General features: G+C 63.0%; 23 protein-coding genes. 5 read left to right on the top strand and 18 right to left on the bottom strand.

Going from position 1 to position 23,295, the window contains the following annotated elements; translation table 11 throughout:
• The 9 genes from rplW to C1720_RS06285 all read right to left on the bottom strand — a co-directional run bounded on the left by rplW (position 1) and on the right by C1720_RS06285 (position 7,348).
• Positions 1–336 carry a 50S ribosomal protein L23 gene (gene rplW / locus C1720_RS06325; RefSeq protein WP_050715128.1) on the bottom strand — a complete coding sequence of 112 codons (336 nt, stop codon included), beginning with the start codon at positions 334–336 and terminating at the stop codon, positions 1–3.
• Entirely contained in the window at positions 333–956 is a 624-nt protein-coding gene (gene rplD, locus C1720_RS06320; protein ID WP_102284542.1) for a 50S ribosomal protein L4, read from the bottom strand. Before rplD ends, rplW begins: the two co-directional genes overlap by 4 nt.
• On the bottom strand, positions 956–1,636 hold the full coding sequence (gene rplC / locus C1720_RS06315) for a 50S ribosomal protein L3 (RefSeq protein WP_102283612.1): 681 nt from the start codon (positions 1,634–1,636) through the stop codon (positions 956–958). The genes rplD and rplC overlap by 1 nt, the downstream gene beginning before the upstream one ends.
• A gap of 187 nt (positions 1,637–1,823) precedes the next feature.
• Positions 1,824–2,135, bottom strand: a complete 312-nt coding sequence (gene rpsJ, locus C1720_RS06310) for a 30S ribosomal protein S10 (RefSeq protein WP_050715130.1) — start codon at positions 2,133–2,135, stop codon at positions 1,824–1,826.
• A 13-nt stretch (positions 2,136–2,148) separates the two neighbouring features.
• Positions 2,149–3,339 (bottom strand): elongation factor Tu, encoded by a 1,191-nt coding sequence (tuf, locus tag C1720_RS06305; RefSeq protein WP_050715131.1) that lies wholly within the window; start codon positions 3,337–3,339, stop codon positions 2,149–2,151.
• Positions 3,340–3,534: 195 nt separating this feature from the next.
• Positions 3,535–5,637, bottom strand: a complete 2,103-nt coding sequence (gene fusA / locus C1720_RS06300) for an elongation factor G (protein WP_102283611.1) — start codon at positions 5,635–5,637, stop codon at positions 3,535–3,537.
• Positions 5,638–5,719: 82 nt separating this feature from the next.
• A complete protein-coding gene (rpsG, locus tag C1720_RS06295; protein WP_050715133.1) occupies positions 5,720–6,190 on the bottom strand; it encodes a 30S ribosomal protein S7 in 471 nt (156 codons plus the stop codon).
• A gap of 181 nt (positions 6,191–6,371) precedes the next feature.
• The gene (gene rpsL, locus C1720_RS06290; RefSeq protein ID WP_050715134.1) at positions 6,372–6,749 is read right to left on the bottom strand and encodes a 30S ribosomal protein S12; all 378 of its coding nucleotides are present in this window, start codon (positions 6,747–6,749) and stop codon (positions 6,372–6,374) included.
• Between the two features lie 95 nt (positions 6,750–6,844).
• Positions 6,845–7,348: an Lrp/AsnC family transcriptional regulator gene (locus C1720_RS06285; RefSeq protein WP_050715135.1), complete on the bottom strand. Its 504-nt coding sequence runs from the start codon at positions 7,346–7,348 to the stop codon at positions 6,845–6,847.
• Between the two features lie 145 nt (positions 7,349–7,493).
• Between C1720_RS06285 and glmS the strand changes: the two genes are divergently transcribed.
• Positions 7,494–9,377 (top strand): glutamine--fructose-6-phosphate transaminase (isomerizing), encoded by a 1,884-nt coding sequence (glmS, locus tag C1720_RS06280; protein ID WP_102283610.1) that lies wholly within the window; start codon positions 7,494–7,496, stop codon positions 9,375–9,377.
• Positions 9,378–9,596: 219 nt separating this feature from the next.
• Here glmS and rpoN read toward each other — a convergent pair whose 3' ends face one another.
• The 8 genes from rpoN to rbp form a co-directional block, all read right to left on the bottom strand.
• The gene (rpoN, locus tag C1720_RS06275; RefSeq protein WP_102283609.1) at positions 9,597–11,141 is read right to left on the bottom strand and encodes an RNA polymerase factor sigma-54; all 1,545 of its coding nucleotides are present in this window, start codon (positions 11,139–11,141) and stop codon (positions 9,597–9,599) included.
• 14 nt (positions 11,142–11,155) lie between these two features.
• A complete protein-coding gene (lptB, locus tag C1720_RS06270; RefSeq protein ID WP_050715138.1) occupies positions 11,156–11,935 on the bottom strand; it encodes an LPS export ABC transporter ATP-binding protein in 780 nt (259 codons plus the stop codon).
• Positions 11,932–12,549, bottom strand: a complete 618-nt coding sequence (lptA, locus tag C1720_RS06265; RefSeq protein ID WP_102283608.1) for a lipopolysaccharide transport periplasmic protein LptA — start codon at positions 12,547–12,549, stop codon at positions 11,932–11,934. The genes lptB and lptA overlap by 4 nt, the downstream gene beginning before the upstream one ends.
• Before the next feature lie 300 nt (positions 12,550–12,849).
• Positions 12,850–13,506 (bottom strand): thiol:disulfide interchange protein DsbA/DsbL, encoded by a 657-nt coding sequence (locus tag C1720_RS06260; protein WP_050715140.1) that lies wholly within the window; start codon positions 13,504–13,506, stop codon positions 12,850–12,852.
• 231 nt (positions 13,507–13,737) lie between these two features.
• Positions 13,738–14,469: an SPOR domain-containing protein gene (locus C1720_RS06255; RefSeq protein WP_102283606.1), complete on the bottom strand. Its 732-nt coding sequence runs from the start codon at positions 14,467–14,469 to the stop codon at positions 13,738–13,740.
• Positions 14,469–16,142, bottom strand: a complete 1,674-nt coding sequence (gene argS, locus C1720_RS06250) for an arginine--tRNA ligase (protein WP_102284541.1) — start codon at positions 16,140–16,142, stop codon at positions 14,469–14,471. Before argS ends, C1720_RS06255 begins: the two co-directional genes overlap by 1 nt.
• Positions 16,143–16,186: 44 nt before the next feature.
• Positions 16,187–16,930, bottom strand: coding sequence for a bifunctional 2-polyprenyl-6-hydroxyphenol methylase/3-demethylubiquinol 3-O-methyltransferase UbiG (gene ubiG / locus C1720_RS06245; RefSeq protein WP_050715142.1), 744 nt, complete (start codon positions 16,928–16,930; stop codon positions 16,187–16,189).
• 117 nt (positions 16,931–17,047) lie between these two features.
• Entirely contained in the window at positions 17,048–17,482 is a 435-nt protein-coding gene (rbp, locus tag C1720_RS06240; RefSeq protein WP_050715143.1) for an RNA-binding regulator, read from the bottom strand.
• A 204-nt stretch (positions 17,483–17,686) separates the two neighbouring features.
• On the opposite strand from rbp, the gene C1720_RS06235 reads away from it, so the two are divergent.
• The 3 genes from C1720_RS06235 (at position 17,687) to metW (ending at position 20,332) form a co-directional block, all read left to right on the top strand.
• Positions 17,687–18,277: a TMEM165/GDT1 family protein gene (locus C1720_RS06235; RefSeq protein WP_102283605.1), complete on the top strand. Its 591-nt coding sequence runs from the start codon at positions 17,687–17,689 to the stop codon at positions 18,275–18,277.
• 310 nt (positions 18,278–18,587) lie between these two features.
• Positions 18,588–19,751 (top strand): homoserine O-succinyltransferase MetX, encoded by a 1,164-nt coding sequence (gene metX / locus C1720_RS06230; protein ID WP_102283604.1) that lies wholly within the window; start codon positions 18,588–18,590, stop codon positions 19,749–19,751.
• The gene (metW, locus tag C1720_RS06225) at positions 19,748–20,332 is read left to right on the top strand and encodes a methionine biosynthesis protein MetW (protein ID WP_050715145.1); all 585 of its coding nucleotides are present in this window, start codon (positions 19,748–19,750) and stop codon (positions 20,330–20,332) included. Before metX ends, metW begins: the two co-directional genes overlap by 4 nt.
• Before the next feature lie 296 nt (positions 20,333–20,628).
• On the opposite strand, the gene C1720_RS06220 is transcribed toward metW, so the two are convergent.
• Entirely contained in the window at positions 20,629–21,186 is a 558-nt protein-coding gene (locus C1720_RS06220; RefSeq protein ID WP_158241651.1) for an META domain-containing protein, read from the bottom strand.
• 331 nt (positions 21,187–21,517) lie between these two features.
• Here C1720_RS06220 and C1720_RS06215 point away from each other — a divergent pair, with 331 nt between their 5' ends.
• Positions 21,518–23,233, top strand: coding sequence for a glycosyltransferase family protein (locus C1720_RS06215; protein ID WP_102283602.1), 1,716 nt, complete (start codon positions 21,518–21,520; stop codon positions 23,231–23,233).
• The last annotated feature ends 62 nt before the right edge of the window (positions 23,234–23,295 follow it).

Raw genomic sequence — 23,295 nt, 5'->3', positions numbered from 1 at the left:
TTACGCAGCCTCCCCGGAAAAGTTGAGGTCTTGCCCCTCTTTCAGCAACACATAGGCCTTGCGCACGTTGGAGCGGCGGCCAATGCTTCGACCAAAACGCTTGGCCTTGCCTTTTACATTAACAACAGAAACGCTTTGCACTTTCACCGGAAACATCAACTCGACAGCAGCCTTTATTTCTAGCTTGGTGGCATCCTGAAGCACCTTAAAAACTACTGCGTTAGACTTTTCCGCAGCAAGGGTTGCCTTCTCCGAAACGACAGGCGCAACAAGAACTTGCATCAAGCGCCCTTCGTCAAACTTGCGTTCTGCGGGAGTCGGATTAACTCGGCTCATGAGAACATCTCCTTCAGCATTTCGACAGCGCCTTTAGTAACCAGCACTTTTTTATAATGCACCAGCGAAACAGGATCTGCATAACGCGGCTCTACCACCAGCGCACCGCCGAGATTACGAGAGGCTAAAAACAGATTCTCATCCACTTCGTCAGCAATTAGCAAAACCGTTTCAGGTAGATTCATTGCCTTGAGCCTAGACGCAAACAATTTGGTCTTCGGCGCATCCAGCTTTATGGACTCAACAGCAGCAATACGCCCCTCGCGTACCAATTGCGAAAAAATGGAAGCCATTCCAGCACGATACATTTTTTTATTGATTTTCTGGCCGAAATTTTCTTCCGGAGAATTCGGAAAGATACGTCCGCCCCCACGCCACAGAGGCGAAGACGTCATACCAGCGCGAGCGTTACCCGTTCCTTTTTGACGAAAAGGCTTTTTAGTAGAATGGCGAACCGCCTCGCGATCTTTTTGCGCACGAGTCCCTTGACGGGCATTTGCCTGATAAGCAACCACCAGCTGATGTACCAGTGCCTCATTGTATTCGCGACCAAAAACAGTCTCGGGCACATCCAACTTCGATACAGCCTGCCCTTGCTCATTAAGAAGGTCAATTTGCATCATTGAGCATCTCCTTTGGCAGCCGACCGATTTTTGATGGCGGGACGCACCGTTACAAAACCACCTTTGGAACCCGGAACAGCTCCTTTAATGAGCAGCAATTGACGCTCAGCGTCCACACGAAACAGATCAAGATTTTGGGTTGTGACGGATTCGCACCCCAAGTGCCCCGTCATCTTTTTACCGGGGAAAACCCGTCCCGGATCCTGGGCCATGCCGATAGAACCAGGAACATTATGCGAGCGACTATTGCCATGAGAAGCGCGCTGCGACCCAAAGTTATGACGCTTTATCGTACCCGCATAACCCTTGCCGATAGATGTTCCCTGAACATCCACTTTCTGACCGCTCGCAAATATATCCGCAAGCGGCAAAACGGCCCCTGCGGGATATTTACTCGCCACCGCCTCATCAACGCGAAATTCACGAACAATCTCTCCAGCCTCCACTCCTGCTTTAGAGAGGTGCCCCGCTTGCGGCTTGGTAACACGAGAGGAACGACGCGAACCGAACGTCACCTGAATAGCGACATATCCGTCATTTTCTTGGGTTTTAACTTGGGTCACACGATTGTTAGACACATCCACCACCGTGACGGGAACAGATTCGCCATCATCGGTAAAAAAACGCGTCATGCCAACCTTACGCCCAAGCAACCCTAAACGATTGCTTTGACTCATTTATAGCTCCTGAACTTTCGCCACACGTTCTGCAATTGGCCCGTGTGTTGATGCGCGAAAGAGGGTTGAACGACTTGCCTCAAAGCACTCAAAAAGTTAAGAGTTGCTTCAAGGCAAGAGGAGAAGTATAGCAGCAAACTTGCGTTTCAGACACCCTTCATCGTCAGTTCACTGCTGTCAAGCTGCGTCATTGCAGCTTGATCTCAACATCAACGCCCGCAGGCAGATCAAGTTTCATCAAAGCATCGACCGTTTTGTCGGTCGGATCGACAATATCCATCAAGCGTTGATGCGTGCGAATTTCAAACTGATCGCGACTTGTCTTGTTCACATGCGGCGAGCGCAAGATGTCGAAACGGCGCATGCGCGTTGGCAATGGCACTGGCCCCTTGACGACAGCGCCAGTGCGTTTGGCTGTATCAACAATTTCAGCGGCAGATTGATCGATCAGCTTGTAGTCAAACGCTTTAAGGCGAATACGGATTTTTTGCTTGAGCATCTCGACACTCGCCTTACTCGATAATTTTTGCCACCACGCCAGCGCCCACCGTGCGGCCGCCTTCGCGGATGGCAAAGCGCAGACCTTCTTCCATGGCAATCGGCGCAATCAGCTTGACCGTGATGCTCACGTTGTCGCCAGGCATGACCATTTCCTTGCCTTCAGGCAGCTCAATAGAGCCTGTGACGTCCGTGGTGCGGAAGTAAAACTGAGGACGATAGTTGTTGAAGAAGGGTGTGTGACGGCCGCCTTCTTCCTTGCTGAGCACATAGACCTCGCCAGTAAAGTGCGTGTGCGGCGTGATGGTGCCCGGCTTGGCCAGAACCTGGCCACGCTCCACTTCTTCGCGCTTGGTGCCGCGCAGCAAAATGCCGACGTTGTCGCCTGCTTGACCTTGATCCAGCAGTTTGCGGAACATTTCGACGCCGGTGCAGGTGGTTTTCTGTGTGGGGCGAATGCCGACGATTTCGATTTCTTCGCCAACTTTGATGACGCCGCGTTCCACGCGGCCAGTGACCACGGTGCCACGACCAGAGATGGAGAAGACGTCTTCTACGGGCATGAGGAAGGTGCCGTCCACCGCGCGCTCAGGCGTGGGGATGTAGCTGTCCAGAGCATCTGCCAGCTTCAGGATGGCTTGTTCGCCCAACTCGCCTGTATCGCCTTCCAGGGCGAGTTTGGCGGAGCCTTTGATGATGGGGGTGTCGTCGCCAGGGAATTCGTATTTGGAGAGGAGTTCGCGAACTTCCATTTCCACGAGCTCGAGCAGCTCGGCGTCGTCAACCATGTCGGCTTTGTTGAGGAAGACGATGATGTAGGGCACGCCCACTTGACGGGACAGCAGGATGTGTTCGCGCGTTTGCGGCATGGGGCCGTCAGCGGCAGAGACAACAAGGATGGCGCCGTCCATCTGGGCCGCACCAGTGATCATGTTTTTGACGTAGTCGGCGTGACCAGGGCAGTCCACGTGGGCGTAGTGGCGTGTGGCCGTTTCATATTCCACGTGCGCTGTGTTGATGGTGATGCCGCGCGCTTTTTCTTCGGGAGCAGCGTCAATCTGGTCATAAGCTTTAGCTTGGCCGCCAAACTTCTTGGACAGCACAGTCGTGATCGCCGCCGTCAGCGTGGTCTTGCCGTGGTCAACGTGACCAATCGTGCCTACGTTTACGTGCGGCTTCGTCCGCTCGAATTTCTCTTTCGCCATGATGGCTTTCCTTTACTGAATTGAATGAACAATGCCCGCGTACTGGTTTCAAGTCTGCATCTGAATGCCATTGATCGCATCGCACGGGCGCAACGCGGACTCCACATCGCAGACTTGGCAAGCACATCGCTCGCCAAAATGAAAGCACTGCCAAGCCCGCTTGTCGCGAACACTGGCAGTCCTTTCCAGAAACGCTTATTTGGCGCGCGCCGCAATGATGGCGTCGGCTACATTCTTGGGCGCCTCTGCATAATGCTTGAATTCCATCGTGTAGTTGGCGCGACCTTGCGTCATGGAGCGCAACGAAGTTGCATAGCCAAACATTTCGGAGAGCGGAACTTCCGCCTTGATGGCTTTGCCACCGCCCACCATATCGTCCATACCCTGAACCATGCCACGGCGGCTTGAAAGATCGCCCATAACCGTGCCAGCGTACTCTTCAGGCGTTTCCACTTCCACCGCCATCATGGGTTCCAGAATGACAGGATTGGCTTTGCGTGCCGCTTCCTTGAAACCAAAGATGGCAGCCATCTTGAACGCCTGTTCAGACGAGTCCACGTCGTGGTATGAGCCGAAGGTGAGCGCCACCTTCACGTCAACAACGGGGTAGCCCGCCAGCACGCCGCTGGTCAATGCTTCTTCCACACCCTTTTGCACTGCAGGGATGTATTCGCGCGGCACGACGCCACCCTTGATTTCATCGATGAACTCGAAGCCCTTGCCCGGCTCGTTGGGCTCCAGGCGGAACACAACGTGACCATACTGGCCCTTGCCGCCTGATTGGCGCACAAACTTGCCTTCCACATCGGAAACTGCTTTGCGCACAGTCTCGCGGTAAGCCACCTGGGGCTTGCCCACATTGGCCTCCACATTGAACTCGCGCTTCATGCGATCCACGATGATTTCAAGGTGCAGCTCGCCCATGCCGGCGATGATGGTCTGACCAGACTCTTCATCCGTGCGCACACGGAACGACGGATCTTCAGCAGCCAGGCGCGACAAGGCGATGCCCATCTTCTCCTGGTCAGCCTTGGACTTGGGCTCCACCGCCTGGGCAATCACAGGCTCGGGGAACACCATGCGCTCCAGGATGACAGGCGCCGATGGATCAGACAACGTTTCGCCTGTCGTCACTTCCTTCAAGCCCACGCAGGCAGCAATATCGCCTGCAATGATTTCCTCGATTTCTTCGCGGTTGTTGGCGTGCATCTGCACGATACGGCCGATACGTTCTTTCTTGCCTTTGACGGTATTGAGCACCGTGTCGCCTTTCTTCAGAACGCCTGAATACACGCGCACGAAGGTCAGCTGCCCCACAAAAGGATCCGTCATCAATTTGAAAGCCAGCGCAGAGAACTTCTCGCCATCATCCGCCTTGCGGGTCGCAGGCTGCTCATCCTCATCGGTGCCAGCCACCGGCGGAATATCCACTGGCGAAGGTAGAAAATCGATCACCGCATCCAGCATGCGCTGCACGCCTTTGTTCTTGAAGGCCGTGCCGCAAAGCATGGGCTGAACTTCCGTGGCAATCGTGCGCTGACGCAAGCCTTGCTTGATCTCATCTTCTGACAAGCCGCCCTCTTCCAGGTACTTGTTCATCAGCTCCTCGTTGGCTTCAGCCGCAGCCTCCACCATCTTTTCGCGCCACTCCTTGGCGGTATCCAGAAGTTCTGCCGGAACATCCTTGTATTCGAACTTCATGCCCTGGCTGGCTTCATCCCAGATGATGGCTTTCATCTTGAGCAAATCCACCACGCCCTGGAAGTTCTCTTCCGCCCCAATGGGGATGACGATGGGCACCGGATTGCCTTTCAGGCGCGTTTGAATCTGCTCGACCACCTTGAAGAAATTGGCGCCCGTGCGGTCCATCTTGTTTACAAAAGCCAGACGCGGCACTTTGTATTTGTTGGCCTGGCGCCAAACTGTTTCAGACTGCGGCTGCACACCGCCCACGGCGCAATACACCATGCAGGCGCCGTCCAGCACACGCATGGAACGTTCAACCTCAATCGTGAAGTCCACGTGGCCCGGGGTGTCAATGATGTTGAAGCGGTGAGCCGGATAGGACATATCCATGCCCTTCCAGAAGCAGGTCGTGGCCGCCGAAGTAATCGTGATGCCGCGCTCTTGCTCCTGCTCCATCCAGTCCATGGTGGCAGCGCCGTCATGCACCTCGCCCAGCTTGTGATTCACACCTGTGTAAAACAAGATGCGTTCGGTGGTCGTTGTCTTGCCAGCGTCAATGTGCGCAGAAATGCCAATGTTGCGATAGCGCTCGATGGGGGTATTGCGAGCCATGATGAATCTCTTTCTTGAAACATGCAGGCCCGCACAGTGGCGGGCCGCATTTCAAACAACTAAAACGGGAACGACTTGATGCTCAAAAGCGGAAGTGGCTGAATGCCTTGTTGGCCTCGGCCATGCGGTGCACTTCATCGCGCTTTTTCATGGCGCCGCCACGGCCTTCATTGGCTTCCAGCAGTTCATTGGCAAGGCGCAAAGCCATGGATTTCTCGCCACGCTTGCGGGCTGCTTCCTTGATCCAGCGCATCGACAGCGCCAGACGGCGCACCGGACGCACTTCCACGGGCACCTGATAGTTGGCGCCACCCACACGGCGGGACTTGACTTCCACCACGGGCTTGACGTTGTTGATGGCCGTGGAAAAAAGCTCCAGCGGGTCTTTGCCGCTTTTCTTTTCCATGTGTTCCAGCGCACCATAAATGATGCGCTCGGCCACTGCTTTTTTGCCGCCTTCCATGATGACGTTCATGAACTTGGACAGCTCGACATTGCCGTACTTGGGATCCGGCAGGATTTCACGCTTGGGAACTTCGCGACGACGTGGCATGTTTTCACCTCATTTGCTTCAGCCGACAGCCGGGGCGCGTCATGTTTGGCCTGGCTGCCTCGCAGGTCCATCCGGGGCCTGCACTTACTCGATCTTTGTCTTCGATCACTACGCCTGAATCCGGGCCGTCAGCCTTCCGATTCAGACACCTTTTTTGATTCACTCACTGCGAAAAAGACGCTCAAGCCTTCTTCGGACGCTTGGCGCCGTACTTGGAACGCGCCTGCTTGCGATCTTTCACGCCTTGCAAGTCGAGCGAGCCGCGCACGATGTGGTAGCGCACACCCGGCAGGTCCTTCACGCGGCCGCCGCGCACGAGCACCACCGAGTGCTCTTGCAGGTTATGGCCTTCGCCGCCGATGTAGGAGATGACCTCGAAACCATTGGTCAGGCGCACTTTGGCGACTTTGCGCAGGGCCGAATTCGGCTTCTTGGGCGTTGTGGTGTAAACGCGGGTGCAGACGCCCCGGCGCTGCGGACAGTCTTGCATCGCGGGGCTTTTGGACTTGATCTTCTCGACCGTCCGCCCCTGACGCACCAGTTGATTGATGGTTGGCATTGGATATTTCCCTAGCGTGAAAAGACGAAAGAACGCCCGTCAAGCGTCCTTCCAAGAAAAGCAAAAGCGGCAGATTGTAATGCAATCAGACCTGTTTAGCGGCCCGCCTCCTTCTCTTTGTCAAGGGGCAGGCGCGTTTCAAACTTGCCGCGATGCACGGCGAAAAACGTCTTCACGTTGCGCACATTGGCATCCTGCGTGAACAAACGCTGGGCCAGCGCATGCCAGCCGGGCATGTCGCGCACGCGCAGCACCAGCACGAAATCCGGCCCCGGCGAAACGCGCCAGCACTGCTGCACGGCCGCTTCCTGCACGGCGCGGCGCTCAAAGGCATCCAGCCACTCGCTGCCCTGCCGGTCCAGCGACACCTCGGCAATCACGCTCAGCCCATGCCCCAGCCGCCGCGCCACGGCGTCTTCATTGAGAACGGCCACTTGCCGCTCAATCAGCCCCAGCTCATGCAAACGCCGCACGCGGCGCAAAGCCGTGGGCGGCGACACATGCACGCGCGCGGCCAGCGCCTGATTGCTCAAAGCCGCATCCTGCTGCAAGGCATCCAGCAAAGCCCAGTCCACCGCATCCAGTTCCGCTTCTTCCATAAAAGATATTTTCACGAAATCAGATTTCACATTCATCCTGAAATGAAATTTGAATTCTTAAAAACCGATTTTTCAACAGCACATTTCATCTCATAGCGCCTAGCATCGCCCCTTCGCATCTCACCCGTTCAAAAGGATAGAAAACATGTGCGGCATCGTAGGCGCGGTTTCTTCGCGCGACATCGTGGGCTTGCTGATACAGGGCTTGCAGCGGCTGGAATACCGGGGGTACGACTCCTGCGGCGTGGCCGTGCACACCGGGCGCGGGCTGGCGCGGGTGCGCGGCATCGCGCGCGTGGCCGATCTGGCCCGCCAGGCGCAGGCCGAAAACCTGCACGGCTGCACCGGCATCGCGCACACGCGCTGGGCCACACACGGCGCACCCGCCATTGACAACGCCCATCCGCACTTCAGCATGGGGCCGCTCGCGCAAACAGGCGATGACGCCCAGGGCCGCGTCACGCTGGTGCACAACGGCATCATCGAAAACCATGAAGAGCTGCGCGCGCGCCTTCAGGCCCGGGGCTACCGCTTCGCCAGCCAGACCGACACCGAAGTCATCGTCCACCTCATCGACAGCCTCTACGAGGGCGATCTGCTTGAAGCCGTGCAGGCTGCCTGCGCCCACCTGCGCGGCAGCTACTCCATCGCCGTGCTGCACCGCGATGAACCCCATCGCCTGATTGGCGCACGCGCTGGCTCGCCGCTGGTGCTGGGCCTCACAGCCCACGGCGAAACCTGGCTGGCCAGCGACGCCCTGGCGCTGGCGGGCGTGAGCGACCAAATCATCTACCTGGAAGAAGGCGACATCGCCGACGTGCAGCCCGGCAAATACTGGATTGCCGACGCCCGGGGCCGCCGCCTGGACGCCGCCAGCCGCCCCGTGCAAACCGTGCCGGCCAGCGGCGGCGCGGTCGAACTGGGGCCGTATCGCCATTACATGCAAAAAGAAATCTTCGAGCAGCCCCGCGCCATTGCCGACACGCTCGAAGGCGTGCAGGCCGTCACCCCTGCCCTGTTCGACAAAACCGGCGCTAGCGGCCAAAGCGACGCCGCCGGCGCCTTCGCACAAATCGAGCGCGTGCTCATCCTCGCCTGCGGCACCAGCTACTACGCCGGCTGCGTGGCGCGCGACTGGATCGAAGCCCTTGCCGCCCTGCCCTGCAGCGTGGAAATCGCCAGCGAATACCGCTACCGCCAGTCCGTGCCCGATGCGCGCACGCTCGTGGTCACCGTCAGCCAAAGCGGCGAAACCGCCGACACCCTGGCCGCCCTGCGCCACGCCCAAAGCCTGGGCATGGCGCACACCCTCGCCATCTGCAACGTCGCCGCCAGCGCCCTGGCGCGCGAATGCCGCCTGGCCTTGCTCACCCGCGCGGGCGTTGAAATCGGCGTGGCCTCCACCAAAGCCTTCACCACCCAGCTTGTGGGGCTGTTTCTGCTTGCGCTCACCCTGGCCAAAACGCGCGCGCGCCTGCCAGCCGCCGACGAAGCCGCCCACCTCAAGGCCTTGCGCCACCTGCCCGCCGCCTTGCAAGCCGTGCTCGCGCTGGAGCCGCAAATCATCTCCTGGGCCAGCCAGTTCGCCAGCAAGGAAAACGCCCTCTTCCTGGGCCGTGGCCTGCACTACCCCATCGCGCAAGAAGGCGCGCTCAAGCTCAAGGAAATCAGCTACATCCACGCCGAAGCCTATGCCGCTGGCGAACTCAAGCACGGCCCGCTCGCGCTCGTGACCAGCGCCATGCCCGTCGTCACCGTTGCCCCCAACGACGCGCTGCTCGAAAAGCTCAAAAGCAACCTCCAGGAAGTGCGCGCGCGCGGCGGCGTGCTCTACGTGCTGGCCGATGCCGGCACGCGCATTGAAAGCGGCGAGGGCCTGCACGTCATCCGCATGCCCGAGCACTACGGCCTGCTCTCGCCCATCTTGCACGCCGTGCCGCTGCAACTGCTCTCCTACCACACCGCCGTGGCGCGCGGCACCGACGTGGACAAGCCCCGCAACCTCGCCAAAAGCGTCACGGTGGAATAGCCGCTGAAGCAGTCAAATCAGCTCCTCAAACAATAGCATTAGGTCCTAGTAGAAATTGCGCCAGGCAGCTTTTCGACCCCCTTGAATTTGCTCCTTCTTTTCAAGGCGGCTTGGCAGATGGAGCCAGCCGGAGAGCATGGCTTTTGGCCATCGTTGCGCCCGGTCTGGCTCATGGCGCAGGCCCTGGGGGCCTGTTTGCCAGCAGGCTCCAGCAAGCTTTCAGCCCTTGTGCCTGCGCTGGGGCGCGGCGGGAATGTGCATTTCCTCGCGGTATTTGGCGACGGTGCGGCGGGCGCAGTCGATGCCTTGCTCTTTCAGCAAATCGGCAATCTGGCCATCGGGCAGGGGCTGGGCGGGGTTTTCGTTTTCGATGAATTGCTTGATGAGCGCGCGCACGGCGATGGAAGAGGCGCTGCCGCCCGCTTCGGTGCCCAGCGACGAGCTGAAAAAGTGCTTCAGCTCGAAGGTGCCTTGCGGCGTGGCCATGTATTTGGCGGTGGTGACGCGGCTGATGGTGGATTCGTTCACGCCCAGCGCTTCAGCGATGTCTTTCTGGAGCATGGGGCGCATGGCGATGGGGCCATGCACGAAAAAGCCGCGCTGGCGCTCGACGATGAGTTCGGCCACGCGCAAGATGGTGTCAAAGCGCTGCTGCACGTTGCGCACGAACCAGCGCGCTTCTTGCAGGCGCTGGCCCAGATCGGCATTTTTGCTGCCGCGCAGGGCGCTAGCGTAGGCGTCGTGCACGCGCAGGCGCGGGATGAGGTCGTGGTTGAGGCGTACGTGAAATTTCTGCGTGGGGCCGCTGCCGCTGGCGGTGACGATGACATCGGGCACGATGATTTCGCGCTCTGCATTGGCAAAGCGCCGGCCCGGCTTGGGTTCGAGCCGGGCGATGACGGCCTGGGCGGCGCGCAGCTCGTCTTCGCTGATGCCCAGTTGCGCGGCCAGGCGGCGCGTGTCGCGGCGGGCCAGCAGCTCCAGCGCGCCGTGGCGGGTGCAGAGCTTCAGCGCGTTTTCGATGGCCGCCCGCCCGGGATCGCTCGGGTCTGACGCGCCCAGGCGTTCTTTCAGTTGCAGGGCCAGGCATTCGGGCAGGTTGCGCGCGCCCACGCCCGTGGGTTCCAGCGATTGCAGCAGCTTCAGGGCCAGGGTGAAGCGGTGCACGAGTTCCTGCATTTCTTCCACGCCGTCGTCGTCGTCCATGAGGGTGGCGGCCAGCTGGGCCAGGGAGTCTGGCAGGTAGCCGTCGTCATCGACGGATTCGATGAGAAAGCGCAGCGCAGCCATGTCTTCGGGCGCCAGGCGCAGGGCCAGCGCCTGGCGGTGCAGGTGTTCGGTCAGGCTTTCTTGCAGGCTGGCGCGTTCGGCGGGGTCGAGCGTGTCGTCGCCCGGCTGGCGGGCGGGAGCTTCGCCGCCCCATTCGCCGTCGTCAGGGGCCAGGTCGCTGCTGCCGTCGCCGTCCCAGTCGTCGGGGGCGGCGGTTTCGCTGTCACTGCCTTCGCCGTCGTTTCCGCCGTCGCTGCTGGCGGCCGCCTCGCTGCTGCGGTCGCCTTCGCTCACGGGGGCATCGGCGCGCGCCAGGCCGAATTCTTCGCGCGGGGCGGCGTCGTCGGCGCGCTCCAGAAAGGGGTTTTCGTCGAGCATGGTTTGCACTTCACGCTCCAGATCGACGGTGGACAGTTGCAGCAGGCGGATGGCTTGTTGCAACTGGGGCGTGAGGGCAAGGTTCTGCGAGACGCGCAGTGACAGGCCGGTGCTCACTTGGCTTGCGGCCTTCAGAGGTGGAAGTGCTCGCCCAGGTAGATGCGGCGCACGTCGGGGTTGGCGACGATTTCGGCGGGCGTGCCAGCGGCCAGCACGCGGCCTTCGCTGATGATGACGGCGTGGTCGCAAATGCCCAGCGTTTCGCGCACGCTGTGGTCGGTAATCAGCACGCCGATGCCTTGCTCTTTCAGGAAGGTGACGATGCGCTGGATTTCAATGACGGCAATCGGGTCGATGCCCGCGAAGGGTTCGTCCAGCAGGATGAAGCGCGGCTGCGTGGCCAGCGCCCGCGCGATTTCCACGCGCCGCCGCTCGCCGCCCGAAAGCGCCGGCGCGGGGGTGTCGCGCAGTTCGGAAACAGAAAGCTGCTTCAGCAGCTCGTCCAGGCGGCGCTCGATTTCAGGCGCGGGCAGCGGGCGGCCGTCCGGCCCGCGTTGCAGCTCCAGCACGGCGCGCACGTTTTCGGCCACCGTCAGCCGCCGGAAGATGGACGCTTCTTGCGGCAAATAAGACAGGCCCAGGCGCGAGCGCTGGTGAATGGGCATTTTTTCGATGGCGCGGCCATCAATGGTGATGCTGCCCGCGTCGGCGCGCAGCAGGCCGACGATCATGTAAAACGATGTGGTCTTGCCCGCGCCGTTGGGGCCGAGCAGGCCGACCACCTCGCCGCTTTTGACGGTGAGCGACACGTCTTGCACCACGCGGCGCGCGCCGTAGTGCTTGCGCAGGTTGCGCACTTGCAGCGAGCTGGCAGGCGCGGGCGCCGTGAGGTTGGAAGCAGACTCGCTCACGGCTTTTTGGACAGGCTGGAGCTGCCGCGCAGCGCGGCGGGCTGGGCGGGCTGGGCGCCAGCGCCTCTGGGGCCGAGCGTGGCGCGGATGCGCTCGCCCTTGCCAGCCTTGCCTTGCGGCGCGCCATCGACGGTGTAAACGCCCGAGGCGCTGTTGTAGGTGATGCGCGCGCCCGTCACTTCATCGGCCAGCTTTGCGCCTTCGAGGCGGCGCATGCGCGCGCGGCCCTGAAGCCGCACGGTGTCGGCGCGGCTGTCGTATTCAATGGTTTCGGCTTCGCCTTCAATGTATTCATCTGCGCCGTCGCGCTTTTGGCGAAAGAACGCGCGCTCGCCTTTTTCCGCCGTGAGCGTGCCGCTTTGCTGGCCATCGCCGGCCTGCTGCACTTGCAGGCGCGCGCCGCGCATGAGGATGCTGCCCTTGGTGAGCACGACATGGCCGGTGAAGGTGCTGGTCTGGCTTTTTTCTTCATGCCTCAAGGCGTCGGCCTCGATGTTCATGGGCTGGTCGCGATCGGCCTTTTCAGCCTGCGCGCCCGCGCAAGCCAGCAAGGCGGCAAGCGCCAGCGGGGCCAGGCGCGAAAAGGGAGAAGAAAAAACAGACAGGCGCGGCATGAAAGCAGGAATGAAGGAGCGGGTTGAGGGCTGACACAAATTGTAGGGGCCGCGCCCTCAAGGATTGCCTGGCCGCGCCCGCTTGCGGCAGAGGCCCAAAAACCGCCGAGGCGAATGCTGAAGCGGCGTCGCGAGCCTGTTCAAGGAGCGGGGCACACAGCCTTGTTTTTGCTCCTGTATTGGGAGCAAGATGTCCTAGTGGATACTGCGCGAAAGGCCATTTTGACCCTCTTGATTCGCTCCTTTTTTTATCATCCCGCAGCGGCTGCCGCAGGCCGCAGGCGAGCAGCTCGCAGGCTCTTACTGGCCGCCGGATTTGCGCAGCTTGGCAATGAGCGCGTCGGCTGTTTTCAGCATGCCGTCAAAGCCCTTGGTCATGCCGGGGTCCATGTAGTAGCGCCCGGCGATGCCGAAACTGGGGGTGGCCTCCACGTGGTAAGCGTCTTGCAGCTCGATGGCGCGCCTGATCTTGCTGGCCACGCCAAAGGATTTGTAGGCGGCGGCGAATTTGGCGCCATCCACGCCGCGCTCGGTCATCCAGGGCTGCACCTCTTCCAGTGTGTTCAGGCGCTTTTTCTCGTTGAGGATGGCGTTGAAGACTTCGGTGTGGACTTTTTCATTCAGGCCCATGGCCTCCAGCGCGAAGAAGATGCGCTGCAGCGGCTCAAAGGCATTGGAAAAGCCCACGTGCATGCGGCGCACCACCACATCCTGCGGCTGGGCGGCGGCCCATTTGTCAAATATCGGCTCGAAGTCGCGGCAGTGGGGGCAGCCGTAGGAGAAGAATTCGACGACTTCCACTTTGCCAGCGGACGTATCCACCGGAGCGGCGGGATTGACGACGAGGTAGTTCTCGCCTTCCTTGGGCGTGAAGGGCTGGCCTTGCGCGAAGGCGGCGGGCAGCGCGGCCAGCGTGGCGGCAGCTGCGGCAGTGAGCGCGAAATCACGGCGTTTCATGGTCTGTTTTTCCTTTTTTGGGCGGGTTGAAAGGGGGGCTGAGAAGCAGGAGCGGGCGGCAAGTTCCCGGCATGCGGGACGGCCATTAGGACAGGCCGCTTTTCTGGTGAAGATGCGCCGGTATTCTTGCTTCTGTATCAATAGCATGACCTCCCCGTCAAATAAGCGGCAAACGTATTTTTCGGGGGCCTGAATTCGCTTCTGTATCAGGAGCAGCGCAGGGGCAGGCGCTTACCGCTGCACGCGCACCAGCGCGGCGTCAAAGCCGCTGCTGACCACGCGCTCCTTGGCGCTGTCGGCTTCGTCTTTCTTCTGGAAGGGGCCGATGCGCACGCGGTAAACCGTGCGGCCCGCCTGCTCGTGGCTGGTCACGCGCGCCTGTATGCCTGCCAGCGTGAGGCGCGCGCGCTGGGCTTCGGCCTCGTCCTGGTCGCGGAAGGCGCCTGCCTGCACGAAGTAGATGAAAGGCTCGCCCGCCATGATGGGCGAGGCGGAAGCCACGGTCTGCTCTTGCCCGGCTCGCTGCTGGCTTTGCCGCGCGGCGCGTGCGGCGATGAAGTCGCCCAGCGGGTCGGACGAAGTGGTTTGCTGCGCCTGGGTGGGCGCAGGCGCCGTCTGCGTGGCCGGGCGGCTGACTTCCGCTGGCGCGGGCACGGGGCGCGAAGGCGCGTTGTTGCCGGAGCGCGCGGCTGGCATGGGCGTGACAGCGCCGCCCGCCGAGCGGCTGTGCAGGGGCGTGTTGGGGTCCCAGTCGCGGTTGCGTTCGGCTTCGGCGGCGTCTTGTTCGGTGCTGCGCGAGGAGGCTTTGTGGATGAAGGGCACGGGCACTTTGGCCATGTAAAGGGCCACGCCCAGGGCGATGCCCAGGCCGATGACGATGCCCAGAATCAGGCCCAGCAGCGTGCCGCCAAGCTGGCGCGAGGGTGAAGGCGAGGGGGCGAAGAAGGCGGGTTGGGCGTGCATCACATGCGCTCCGGGGCGGATACGCCCAGCAGTTGCAGGCCGTTGCGCAGCACTTGCGCGCAGGCGGCTACCAGCGCCAGGCGGGCGGTTTTGACGGCCTGGTCATCGACCAGGATGCGCTCGGCGTCGTAGTAGCTGTGGTAGCTGGCGGCCAGTTCGCGCAAATAAAAGGTGACATCGTGCGGGGCGAAGTCTTGCGCGGCGGCGGCAAGCATGGCCGGGTATTCGGCCAGTTTGAGCATGAGCGCTTGCGCGGCGGCGGTGTCGAGCGCAGCCAGATCGGCTTGCGCCAGCGCGGCGCGCTCGCCGCCCCAGGCGTCCAGCACGGAGCAGATGCGCGCGTGGGCGTATTGCACGTAGTAAACGGGGTTGTCGTTGTTTTTCTGGATGGCCAGATCGACATCGAAGGTGTATTCGGTGTCGGGCTTGCGCGAGAGCAGGAAAAAGCGCACGGCGTCTTTGCTGGTCCACTCGATCAGGTCGCGCAAGGTGACGTAGCTGCCCGCGCGTTTGCTGATCTTGACTTCCTGGCCGCCGCGCATGACGCGAACCATGGTGTGCAGCACGTAGTCGGGGTAGCCCTGGGGTATGCCCACGCCCGCCGCTTGCAGGCCCGCGCGCACGCGGGCGATGGTGCCGTGGTGGTCGGTGCCCTGGATGTTGATGGCCTTGTGAAAGCCCCGCTCCCATTTGGCGATGTGGTAGGCCACATCGGGCAGGAAGTAGGTGTAGGTGCCGTCTTGCTTGCGCATGACGCGGTCTTTGTCGTCGCCAAAGTCGGTGGTGCGCAGCCACAGGGCGCCGCCTTCTTCGTAGGTGTGGCCGCTGGCGATGAGCTTTTGCACCGTGGCTTGCACGCGGCCGCTGCTGTAGAGGCTGGATTCGAGGTAGTAGTTGTCAAAGCGCACGTCAAAGGCTTTGAGGTCCAGGTCTTGCTCGCGGCGCAGGTAGGCCACGGCGAACTGGCGGATGCCTTCGCGGTCGCTGGCGTCGCCGCTGGCGGTGAAGCTGCGGTCATCGGCCTGCACGGTTTTGCGGGCCAGAAAGTCGTTGGCAATGTCCTGAATGTAGTCGCCGTTGTAGGCGGCTTCGGGCCAGTTGGCATCGCCGGGCTTGATGCCCTGCGCGCGCAGTTGCACGGAAGTGGTGAGGGTGTCGATTTGCACGCCCGCGTCGTTGTAATAGAACTCGCGCGTGACTTGCCAGCCTTGCGAGGCCAGCAGGTTGCAGATGGCGTCGCCCAGCGCGGCCTGCCGCCCGTGGCCCACGTGCAGCGGGCCGGTGGGGTTGGCGCTGACGAATTCCACCAGCACGCGGCCTTTGGTTTGCGCTTGCTGGCCGTAGTTTTCTTTCAGCGCCAGCACTTCGCGCACGGTTTGCTGCTTGGCGGCGGGCTTGAGGCGGATGTTGATGAAGCCGGGGCCGGCGATTTCCAGCGCATCCACCCACCGCGCAAAGGCGGGCGTGGCCAGCAGCGCGGCCTTGAGCTGTTCGGCCACGGCGCGCGGGTTGCTTTTGAGCGGCTTGGCCAGCTGCATGGCGGCGGTGCAAGCCAGATCGCCATGTGCGGCCTGCCGGGGCGATTCAAACGCGGCTTTGTCGCCTGCGCCGGGCAGCAGCGCCTCCAGCGCGGCTTTGAGGGCGTCCAGCAGTTCGGTTTTGACGGTTTGCATGTTTTTTTGTGGGATGAGGGGCTGGTAAGGCAAAAAAGCGCTTTTCACGCAGGGCGCAGCGCCGAGAGCATGTAGTTCACGCTGGCATCGGGCGTGAGCCAGCAGCGGCGCGTGAGCGGGTTGTAGTGCAGGCCCGAGACGCGCTGCACGCTCAGCCCGGCAGCGCGGCAAAAGGCCGCCAGCTCGCTGGGGCGGATGAAGCGGGTGTAGTCATGCGTGCCCTGCGGCAGCAGGCGCAGCGCGTATTCCGCGCCGGCAATGGCCATCAGCCACGATTTGGGGTTGCGGTTGAGCGTGGAAAAAAACACCTGCCCGCCGGGTTTGACCAGCGCGGCGCAGGCGGCCACGATGGCGGCCGGATCAGGCACGTGCTCCAGCATTTCCATGCACGTGACCACGTCGAACGAAGCGGGCTCCTGGGCGGCCAGCGCCTCGGCGGCCACGGCGCGGTAGCTCACGCGCGGCGTTTCGGCCTCCAGCGCGTGCAACCGGGCGGCCTGCAAGGATTTTTCGGCCAGATCGATGCCCAGCACTTCAGCGCCCTTGCGGGCCATGGCGTCGGCCAGAATGCCGCCGCCGCAGCCCACATCGAGCACGCGCGCGCCTTGCAGCGGGCGCTGCGCGTCAATCCAGTTCAGCCGCAAGGGGTTGATGTGGTGCAGCGTGGCCAATTCGCCCCCGGCGTCCCACCAGTGGTGGGCCAGGGCGGCAAATTTGTCCAGCTCGGCGGCATCTGCGTTCAAAGTGGCGTTGGATCCGGCGTTCAGAGCGGCATTCGGGGCGGTCATGGCGCGGGATTTTCACATGCCCCGCCTTGCGCGGCTTCATGGCTTGCGCCGCTATCGCAGGCGCAAAAAAGGCCGGACGCGAAAACCGCGCCGGCCTTTGCCGGGAACTTGGCCCGATCAGTATTCGCCGCGATCGCCACGGTCAAAGCCGCGATCGTCGCGCCGGCCGCCAAAGCCGCCATTGCCGCGCGGGCCGGGGCCATAGGGGCTGCGGAAGCGCCCGTCATTGCCGCCGCCAAAGCCGCCGTAGCCGCCACGGTCATCGCGCCGCCCGCCGCCAAAGCTGGCGCGCGGCGGGCGCGGCTCCATCGGGCGGGCCTCGTTCACGACCAGATTGCGGCCTTGCAGGGGTTTGTCGTGCATGCCTTCAATGGCGGCTTGCGCCTCGGCGTCGCTGCCCATTTCCACAAAACCAAAGCCTTTGGAGCGGCCGGAATCGCGCTCCATCATCACTTTGGCGCTGACCACGGAACCAAACGCGGCAAAAGCCTGGCCCAGCTCGGCGTCGCGCACGGAATACGGCAGATTGCCGACATAAAGTTTGTTGCCCATCGAAGGCGCTCCTCGAAATACACAAGGTGAAAAAGAAAAAAACCGGATGGAGTCTGCCAACGCCCCCGAGGGCCAAGAAGAAACACCGGGAAAACGCACGCGCTCTCGCGCGCGGCGGGCATTATGCCCCTGCATATATTTCAAATATCCACGTCAAACGAATATTTTTACAATCGCGCGGCCCTGCGTTTCGCACCGTCTTCCGTGAGCGTTTTTTTCCTTTCCACCGGCATCGTCGCGCTGGCCGAAATGGGCGATAAAACCCAGCTTTTGTCGCTGCTGCTGGCCGCGCGCTTTCGCAAGCCCTGGCCCATCGCGCTGGGCATTTTTGCCGCCACCTTGGCCAATCACGCGCTGGCTGGAGCGCTGGGCGCATGGGTGACCACGCAGCTTGCGCCCGATGCGCTGCGCTGGGCGCTGGGCCTGTCTTTCATCATGATGGCGGGCTGGATGATGGCGCCTGACCAGCTCGATGACGACCAGCAGCCCGCGCGGGCCGCGCGCTGGGGCGTCTGGGGCGTGTTCGGCGCCACGCTGGCCGTGTTCTTCATGGCCGAAATGGGCGACAAAACCCAGCTGGCCACCGTGGCCCTGGCCGCGCAGCACCCGGATGCAGCGCTGGCCGTCATTGCCGGCACCACGCTGGGCATGATGCTGGCCAATGCGCCCGTGGTGTGCTTTGGCGAGCGGCTGATGAAGAAACTGCCCCTGCGCGCCGTGCACCTGGCGTGCGCCGCCGTCTTCGCGGCGCTGGGCCTGGCTGCCCTGCTGGGCTGGCGCATGGGGCTGGAATAGCAAGATTTCGCTCTTTTTACGATAGCTGCCTGCGCTCGTTTCTCTAGGACCTCAGGCCAAAAAGGCCGCTTGAATTCGCTCCTTTTTTCAGAGTGAATCCGGCTGGGCCGGGCCGTCTGGCGGCTGGCTATACTGGCCGCCCTTTCGTTTTCACGCGCCGATTTGCTTTCCTGCTTGCGGGCGCTTCCGAGAACCGGTTCAGAGTCTGCCCTCACAAACAGGCTTTGAACCAGTTCTGACAAATGCTGCTAAATGACGGAAATCCGGCCCGGTTCCGCCTTTTGGCGCAACCGGGTTTTTTTCTTGCCTCATGACTTTCATTGCCACGCCGCAGACCATGCGCTTTGACGCGCCCCTGGCGCTGCAAAGCGGCGCCAGCCTGGGCGGCTATCAGCTGGCCTACGAAACCTACGGCCAGCTCAACGCCAGCCGCAGCAATGCCGTGCTGGTGTGCCATGCGCTCAATGCCTCGCACCACGTGGCGGGCGAATACGCGGGCCAGCCGCGCAGCCTGGGCTGGTGGGACAACATGGTCGGCCCCGGCAAGCCGGTGGATACCAACCGCTTTTTCGTCATCGGCATCAACAACCTCGGCTCGTGCTTTGGCTCCACCGGCCCGAAAGACATCAACCCGGCCACGGGCCAGGCCTGGGGGGCGGACTTTCCCGTCATCACCGTGGAAGACTGGGTGGCCGCGCAAGCCCGCCTGCTGGACGCGCTGGGCATCGAGCAGCTGGCCGCTGTCATGGGCGGCAGCCTGGGCGGCATGCAGGCGCTCAGCTGGACGCTGCAATACCCGCAGCGCGTGCGCCACGCCGTGGTGATTGCCAGCGCGCCCAACCTCACCGCCGAAAACCTGGCCTTCAACGAAGTGGCGCGCCGCGCCATCATCACCGACCCCGACTTTCACGGCGGCCACTTCTACCGCCACGGCGTGGTGCCGCAGCGCGGCCTGCGCATCGCCCGCATGATCGGCCACATCACCTATTTGAGCGACGACGTGATGAACGCCAAATTTGGCCGCCAGCTGCGCCAGGCCGTGGCCGGCCACGCCAGCGGCTACCGCTACTCCACGCAAGACGTGGAATTCCAGATTGAAAGCTACCTGCGCCACCAGAGCGAAAAATTCAGCGATTACTTCGACGCCAACACCTACCTGCTCATCACCCGCGCGCTGGATTACTTCGACCCCGCCCGCGCCCACGGCGGCAGCCTGGCCGCTGCGCTGGCGGGCACGCAAGCGCGCTTTTTGCTCGTGAGCTTTTCCACCGACTGGCGCTTTGCCCCCGCCCGCAGCCGCGAAATCGTGCGGGCGCTGCTGGACAACCGCCGCGACGTGGCCTACGCCGAAATCAACGCCCCCCACGGCCACGACGCCTTCTTGCTGGACGACGCGCGCTACATGCGCCTCATCCGCTCGTATTTTGAAAACCGCATCGACACCCCGGCGCAAGCCCAAGGAGGCACGGCATGAGCGACGCCGCCATTCAGCAAGTCATCGCCAGCCTCGTGCCCGAAGGCGCGCGCGTGCTCGATCTGGGCTGCGGCGACGGCGCGCTCATGCAGCGCCTCATGCGCGAGCGCGGCTGCACGGGCTACGGCATTGAAATCGACGACGCCAAGGTGCTCTCCTGCGTGCAGCGCGGCGTGAACGTGCTCCAGCTCAACTTGCACGAAGGCCTGGCCGACTTTGGCGACCAGAGCTTTGACGCCGTGCTGCAAATCGACACCCTCCAGCACCTGCGCAACGCCGAAACCATGCTGTGCGAAACCGCCCGCGTGGGCCGCGTGGGCATCATCGCCTTTCCCAACTTCGCCCACTGGCCCAACCGCCTGGCCGTGCTGCGCGGGCGCATGCCCGTCACCCGCCGCCTGCCCTACCAGTGGTACGACACGCCCAACATCCGCGTAGGCACCTTCAAGGACTTTGAAATCCTCGCCCGCAAAAACGGCCTGCAAATCCTCGACGCCTTCGGCCTGCATCAGGGCCGCCCCGTGCGCCGCCTGCCCAACCTGCTGGCGGGCACGGCGGTTTTCAAAATCGCGCGCGGCTGAAAACCGGCCCGGCTGCGCCCCGCCATCCGCCCGAAGGGGCGAGCGGCATCAAAAACAAGAGCGGATTCAGGGGTATCGAAATGCCGCCTCGCGCAGATTCCACTAGGACGTCATGCTACGGATAAAGGAGCAAATCCAAAGCACCGTTGCCATCAACAAGGCGGCCCGCCGCTTCCGGCTTGTGGCTCCCTATGGCTCCCTATGGCTCCATCCCGTAGCTGATGCGCTCTTGCCGCACATAGCCAGCTCCCAAGGGCTGGCGGCGCACGCGCAAAACGGTGCGCGCGCCGCTGGCGTCAAAGCGAACCTGGCGCGCCAGCAGGCTCGCCTTGCAGCAGCCACTCGCTGCCGTTGATAAAGCGCAGGCGCAAGCTCGCCGCAGGCTGGCCGCTCTGCTGGCGTGCGGTTTGCAGCCGCCAATCCTTCACGGTGGGCAGGATTTGCTCCAGACGGTCTTCCAGCGCCATCAAGCGGGCGTCGGCACAGCCCTTTTTGGTGCCCATCAGCGGCTCAATCAGCATGCGTTCGCCTGAAAGCAGATAGCGCCCGCGCAACTGGTTGCAGGGAGCGGCCACGCTCACGGCAGCCTCGTCAAAGCGCAGCACCACCGGTTCAGACAGGGCGGCGGCAGCGCGCGTGAACCAGGCGCGATCCTTGCCGCGCACGGCCTGCAAGCGCCAGCGCCAGGCCGTGAGCGCCTGCTGCCCGGGCGCCAGCAGTTCAGCCGCCTGCTGGCGCACAGGCGCAGCCTGCGGCGTCATCTGCACGGGCTGGGCCATGCTGGCGCAAGCCGCCCATGCGCCGCAGCACACGGCCAGGGTTTTCCAGTTGGGCGAAATCATCCGGCGAAACATTGAAGGCCTCCTTTCAGAATAAGCAGAGCCACTTATGAATGGCGCAAGGATGATAGCCGCGCGAGGTTGTGAATCGAGCCATGCACGGCCTGGGCCGCGAAAGGGCGGCAGGCGAGGGGAGAAAGCAGACTGGCACGCTCCTCTATCCATAGCATGATGTCCTGGTGCATGCAGCGCAGAAGGCATTTCCGGCCCATTTGAATTGCTCCTGTCTTTGCATCATCGAAGCGCCTTGAACAGCTTCTTGAATGCAAAGGCGCAGCCATGAGCCAAGCGCGGGCGCGGCGACAATCCCGGCCTTTCGTCCGTCACTTTCCCCGCCTTTTCGCACGTGAATACCCCCCGCCCCGCCCTCGTTACGCAAGAAGCGGCCCGCCGGCTGCCCAGGCTGGCCTTGTGGCTGCTGTGTCTGGCCTATGTGCTGCCGGGCTTTGTGGGGCGGCAGCCGTGGAAAGGCGATGACCTGGCTTCTTTCGGGTTCATGCAGGCCATGGCCGAAGGGCGCTCGGGCTGGCTGGCGCCGCAGCTCGACGGCCTGTCGCCCGATGTGGCCGCGCTGCTGCCTTACTGGCTGGGCGCGCTCGCGCTCAAAGCCACGGCCGGCTGGCTGGCGCCTGATGTGGCCGTGCGTTTGCCGTTTGCACTGATGCTGGCGGGCACGCTGGCGGCCACTTGGTACGCCACCTATAACCTGACCCGCCTGCCCGGCGCGCAGCCCGTGGCGCTGGCGTTTGGCGGCGAGGCGCAGCCGCGCGATTACGCCCGTGCGCTGGCCGATGGCAGCCTGCTGGCGCTCATTGCCACGCTGGGCATGGCGCAGCTGGCGCACGAGACCACGCCTGCGCTGGCGCAGCTGTGTTTTACGGCGCTGGTGTTTTTTGGCTTTGCGGCCATGCCTTTTCAGCCGCGCGCGGCGGTGGCGGCCACGCTGCTGGGGCTGCCTGCGCTGGCGCTGTCGGGCGCGCCCACGCTGGCGCTGGCATATGGCGCGGCAGCGGTGCTGGCGCAACTGTGGCCGGGCTGGCAGGCCGCCGCGCCTGCCAACGCCTTGCAGGCAGGCGCGCGCCGCCGCCTGCTGCTGGCCACGCTGGCGGCCATGCTGGCCAGCGCGGCCTTGGGCTGGCGGCTGGGCTTGTGGCGCTGGCAAATCACGTGGCCGCTGGCGGCGGCGCAGTGGCGCTCTCTGGCGCGGCTGTTTGCCTGGTTCACCTGGCCCATTTGGCCGCTGGCGCTGTGGACGCTGTGGCGCTGGCGCGCCCAGCTGCCGCGCCCGCGCCAGCAGCGCCACCTGGGCCTGCCGCTGATGATGGCCGGCATGGCCATGCTGGCGGCGGTGTTCACGCCCGCGCGTGACCGCTCGCTGCTGGCGGCGCTGCCGCCGCTGGCGGCGCTGGCGGCGCTGGCGCTGCCCACGCTGCGGCGCGGCATGGCAGCGCTCATTGACTGGTTCACCGTGCTGTTTTTCAGCGGCTGGGCCATCGTGATCTGGGTGGTTTGGATTTCGCTGCAAACGGGCGTGCCCGCCAAACCGGCGGCCAATGTGGCGCGGCTGGCGCCGGGCTTTGAGCCGGTTTTCCAGTGGCCCGCGCTGCTGGCGGCGCTGGCGGCCACGCTGGCCTGGGCCTGGCTGGCGCGCTGGCGCACGGGCCGCCACCGCGCCGCGCTGTGGAAAAGCCTGGTGCTGCCCGCCGCCGGCGCCACGCTGTGCTGGCTGCTGCTGATGACGCTGTGGCTACCCGCGCTGGACTATGGCCGCAGCCTGGCCGCGCAGGTGCGCAGCGTGGCGGCCATCGTCGGCCAGGGCGCGTGCGTCAATACGTTTGCGCTCAACGCCACCCAGCTGGCGGCCCTGCGCTTTCATGGCGGCTGGCAGCTGGAGCCGCTGCCGCGCTTTGACGCGCCCGCCACCTGCCCGTGGCTGATTGCCCCGCTGACAGCCAGCCCCTCGCAACAGCAATGGGCGCAGCGCCTGGAAGTGCCCCGCCCCACGGACAAGGGCGACACGCTGCTCGTCTTCGCCCGCAACGCGGCAGACGGCAGGCCGTAAGCGCCTGTTCAAAGCCTGGCCGTAAGAGCATGAAATAGATAAACTATTTTTTGCTCTTGAAT

This window comes from Ottowia massiliensis, assembly GCF_900240305.1.
GTDB lineage: Bacteria > Pseudomonadota > Gammaproteobacteria > Burkholderiales > Burkholderiaceae_C > Ottowia > Ottowia massiliensis.
The sequence above is the reverse complement of the archived record's forward strand: the minus strand, read 5'-3'. Positions and strand labels throughout refer to the sequence as shown.

Excerpts from the sequence above, each read along its gene's own strand:
- rplW (WP_050715128.1), bottom strand. The coding sequence starts at position 336 with ATGAGCCGAGTTAATCCGACTCCCGCAGAACGCAAGTTTGACGAAGGG.
- metX (WP_102283604.1), top strand. The coding sequence starts at position 18,588 with ATGACTTTCATTGCCACGCCGCAGACCATGCGCTTTGACGCGCCCCTG.
- C1720_RS06260 (WP_050715140.1), bottom strand. The coding sequence starts at position 13,506 with ATGAAACGCCGTGATTTCGCGCTCACTGCCGCAGCTGCCGCCACGCTG.
- rpsL (WP_050715134.1), bottom strand. The coding sequence starts at position 6,749 with ATGCCAACCATCAATCAACTGGTGCGTCAGGGGCGGACGGTCGAGAAG.
- tuf (WP_050715131.1), bottom strand. The coding sequence starts at position 3,339 with ATGGCGAAAGAGAAATTCGAGCGGACGAAGCCGCACGTAAACGTAGGC.
- metW (WP_050715145.1), top strand. The coding sequence starts at position 19,748 with ATGAGCGACGCCGCCATTCAGCAAGTCATCGCCAGCCTCGTGCCCGAA.
- rplD (WP_102284542.1), bottom strand. The coding sequence starts at position 956 with ATGCAAATTGACCTTCTTAATGAGCAAGGGCAGGCTGTATCGAAGTTG.
- rpsJ (WP_050715130.1), bottom strand. The coding sequence starts at position 2,135 with ATGCTCAAGCAAAAAATCCGTATTCGCCTTAAAGCGTTTGACTACAAG.
- C1720_RS06255 (WP_102283606.1), bottom strand. The coding sequence starts at position 14,469 with ATGCACGCCCAACCCGCCTTCTTCGCCCCCTCGCCTTCACCCTCGCGC.
- ubiG (WP_050715142.1), bottom strand. The coding sequence starts at position 16,930 with ATGACCGCCCCGAATGCCGCTCTGAACGCCGGATCCAACGCCACTTTG.
- rbp (WP_050715143.1), bottom strand. The coding sequence starts at position 17,482 with ATGGGCAACAAACTTTATGTCGGCAATCTGCCGTATTCCGTGCGCGAC.
- glmS (WP_102283610.1), top strand. The coding sequence starts at position 7,494 with ATGTGCGGCATCGTAGGCGCGGTTTCTTCGCGCGACATCGTGGGCTTG.
- rplC (WP_102283612.1), bottom strand. The coding sequence starts at position 1,636 with ATGAGTCAAAGCAATCGTTTAGGGTTGCTTGGGCGTAAGGTTGGCATG.
- rpsG (WP_050715133.1), bottom strand. The coding sequence starts at position 6,190 with ATGCCACGTCGTCGCGAAGTTCCCAAGCGTGAAATCCTGCCGGATCCC.
- C1720_RS06285 (WP_050715135.1), bottom strand. The coding sequence starts at position 7,348 with ATGGAAGAAGCGGAACTGGATGCGGTGGACTGGGCTTTGCTGGATGCC.
- C1720_RS06220 (WP_158241651.1), bottom strand. The coding sequence starts at position 21,186 with ATGTTTCGCCGGATGATTTCGCCCAACTGGAAAACCCTGGCCGTGTGC.
- argS (WP_102284541.1), bottom strand. The coding sequence starts at position 16,142 with ATGCAAACCGTCAAAACCGAACTGCTGGACGCCCTCAAAGCCGCGCTG.
- fusA (WP_102283611.1), bottom strand. The coding sequence starts at position 5,637 with ATGGCTCGCAATACCCCCATCGAGCGCTATCGCAACATTGGCATTTCT.
- lptA (WP_102283608.1), bottom strand. The coding sequence starts at position 12,549 with ATGCCGCGCCTGTCTGTTTTTTCTTCTCCCTTTTCGCGCCTGGCCCCG.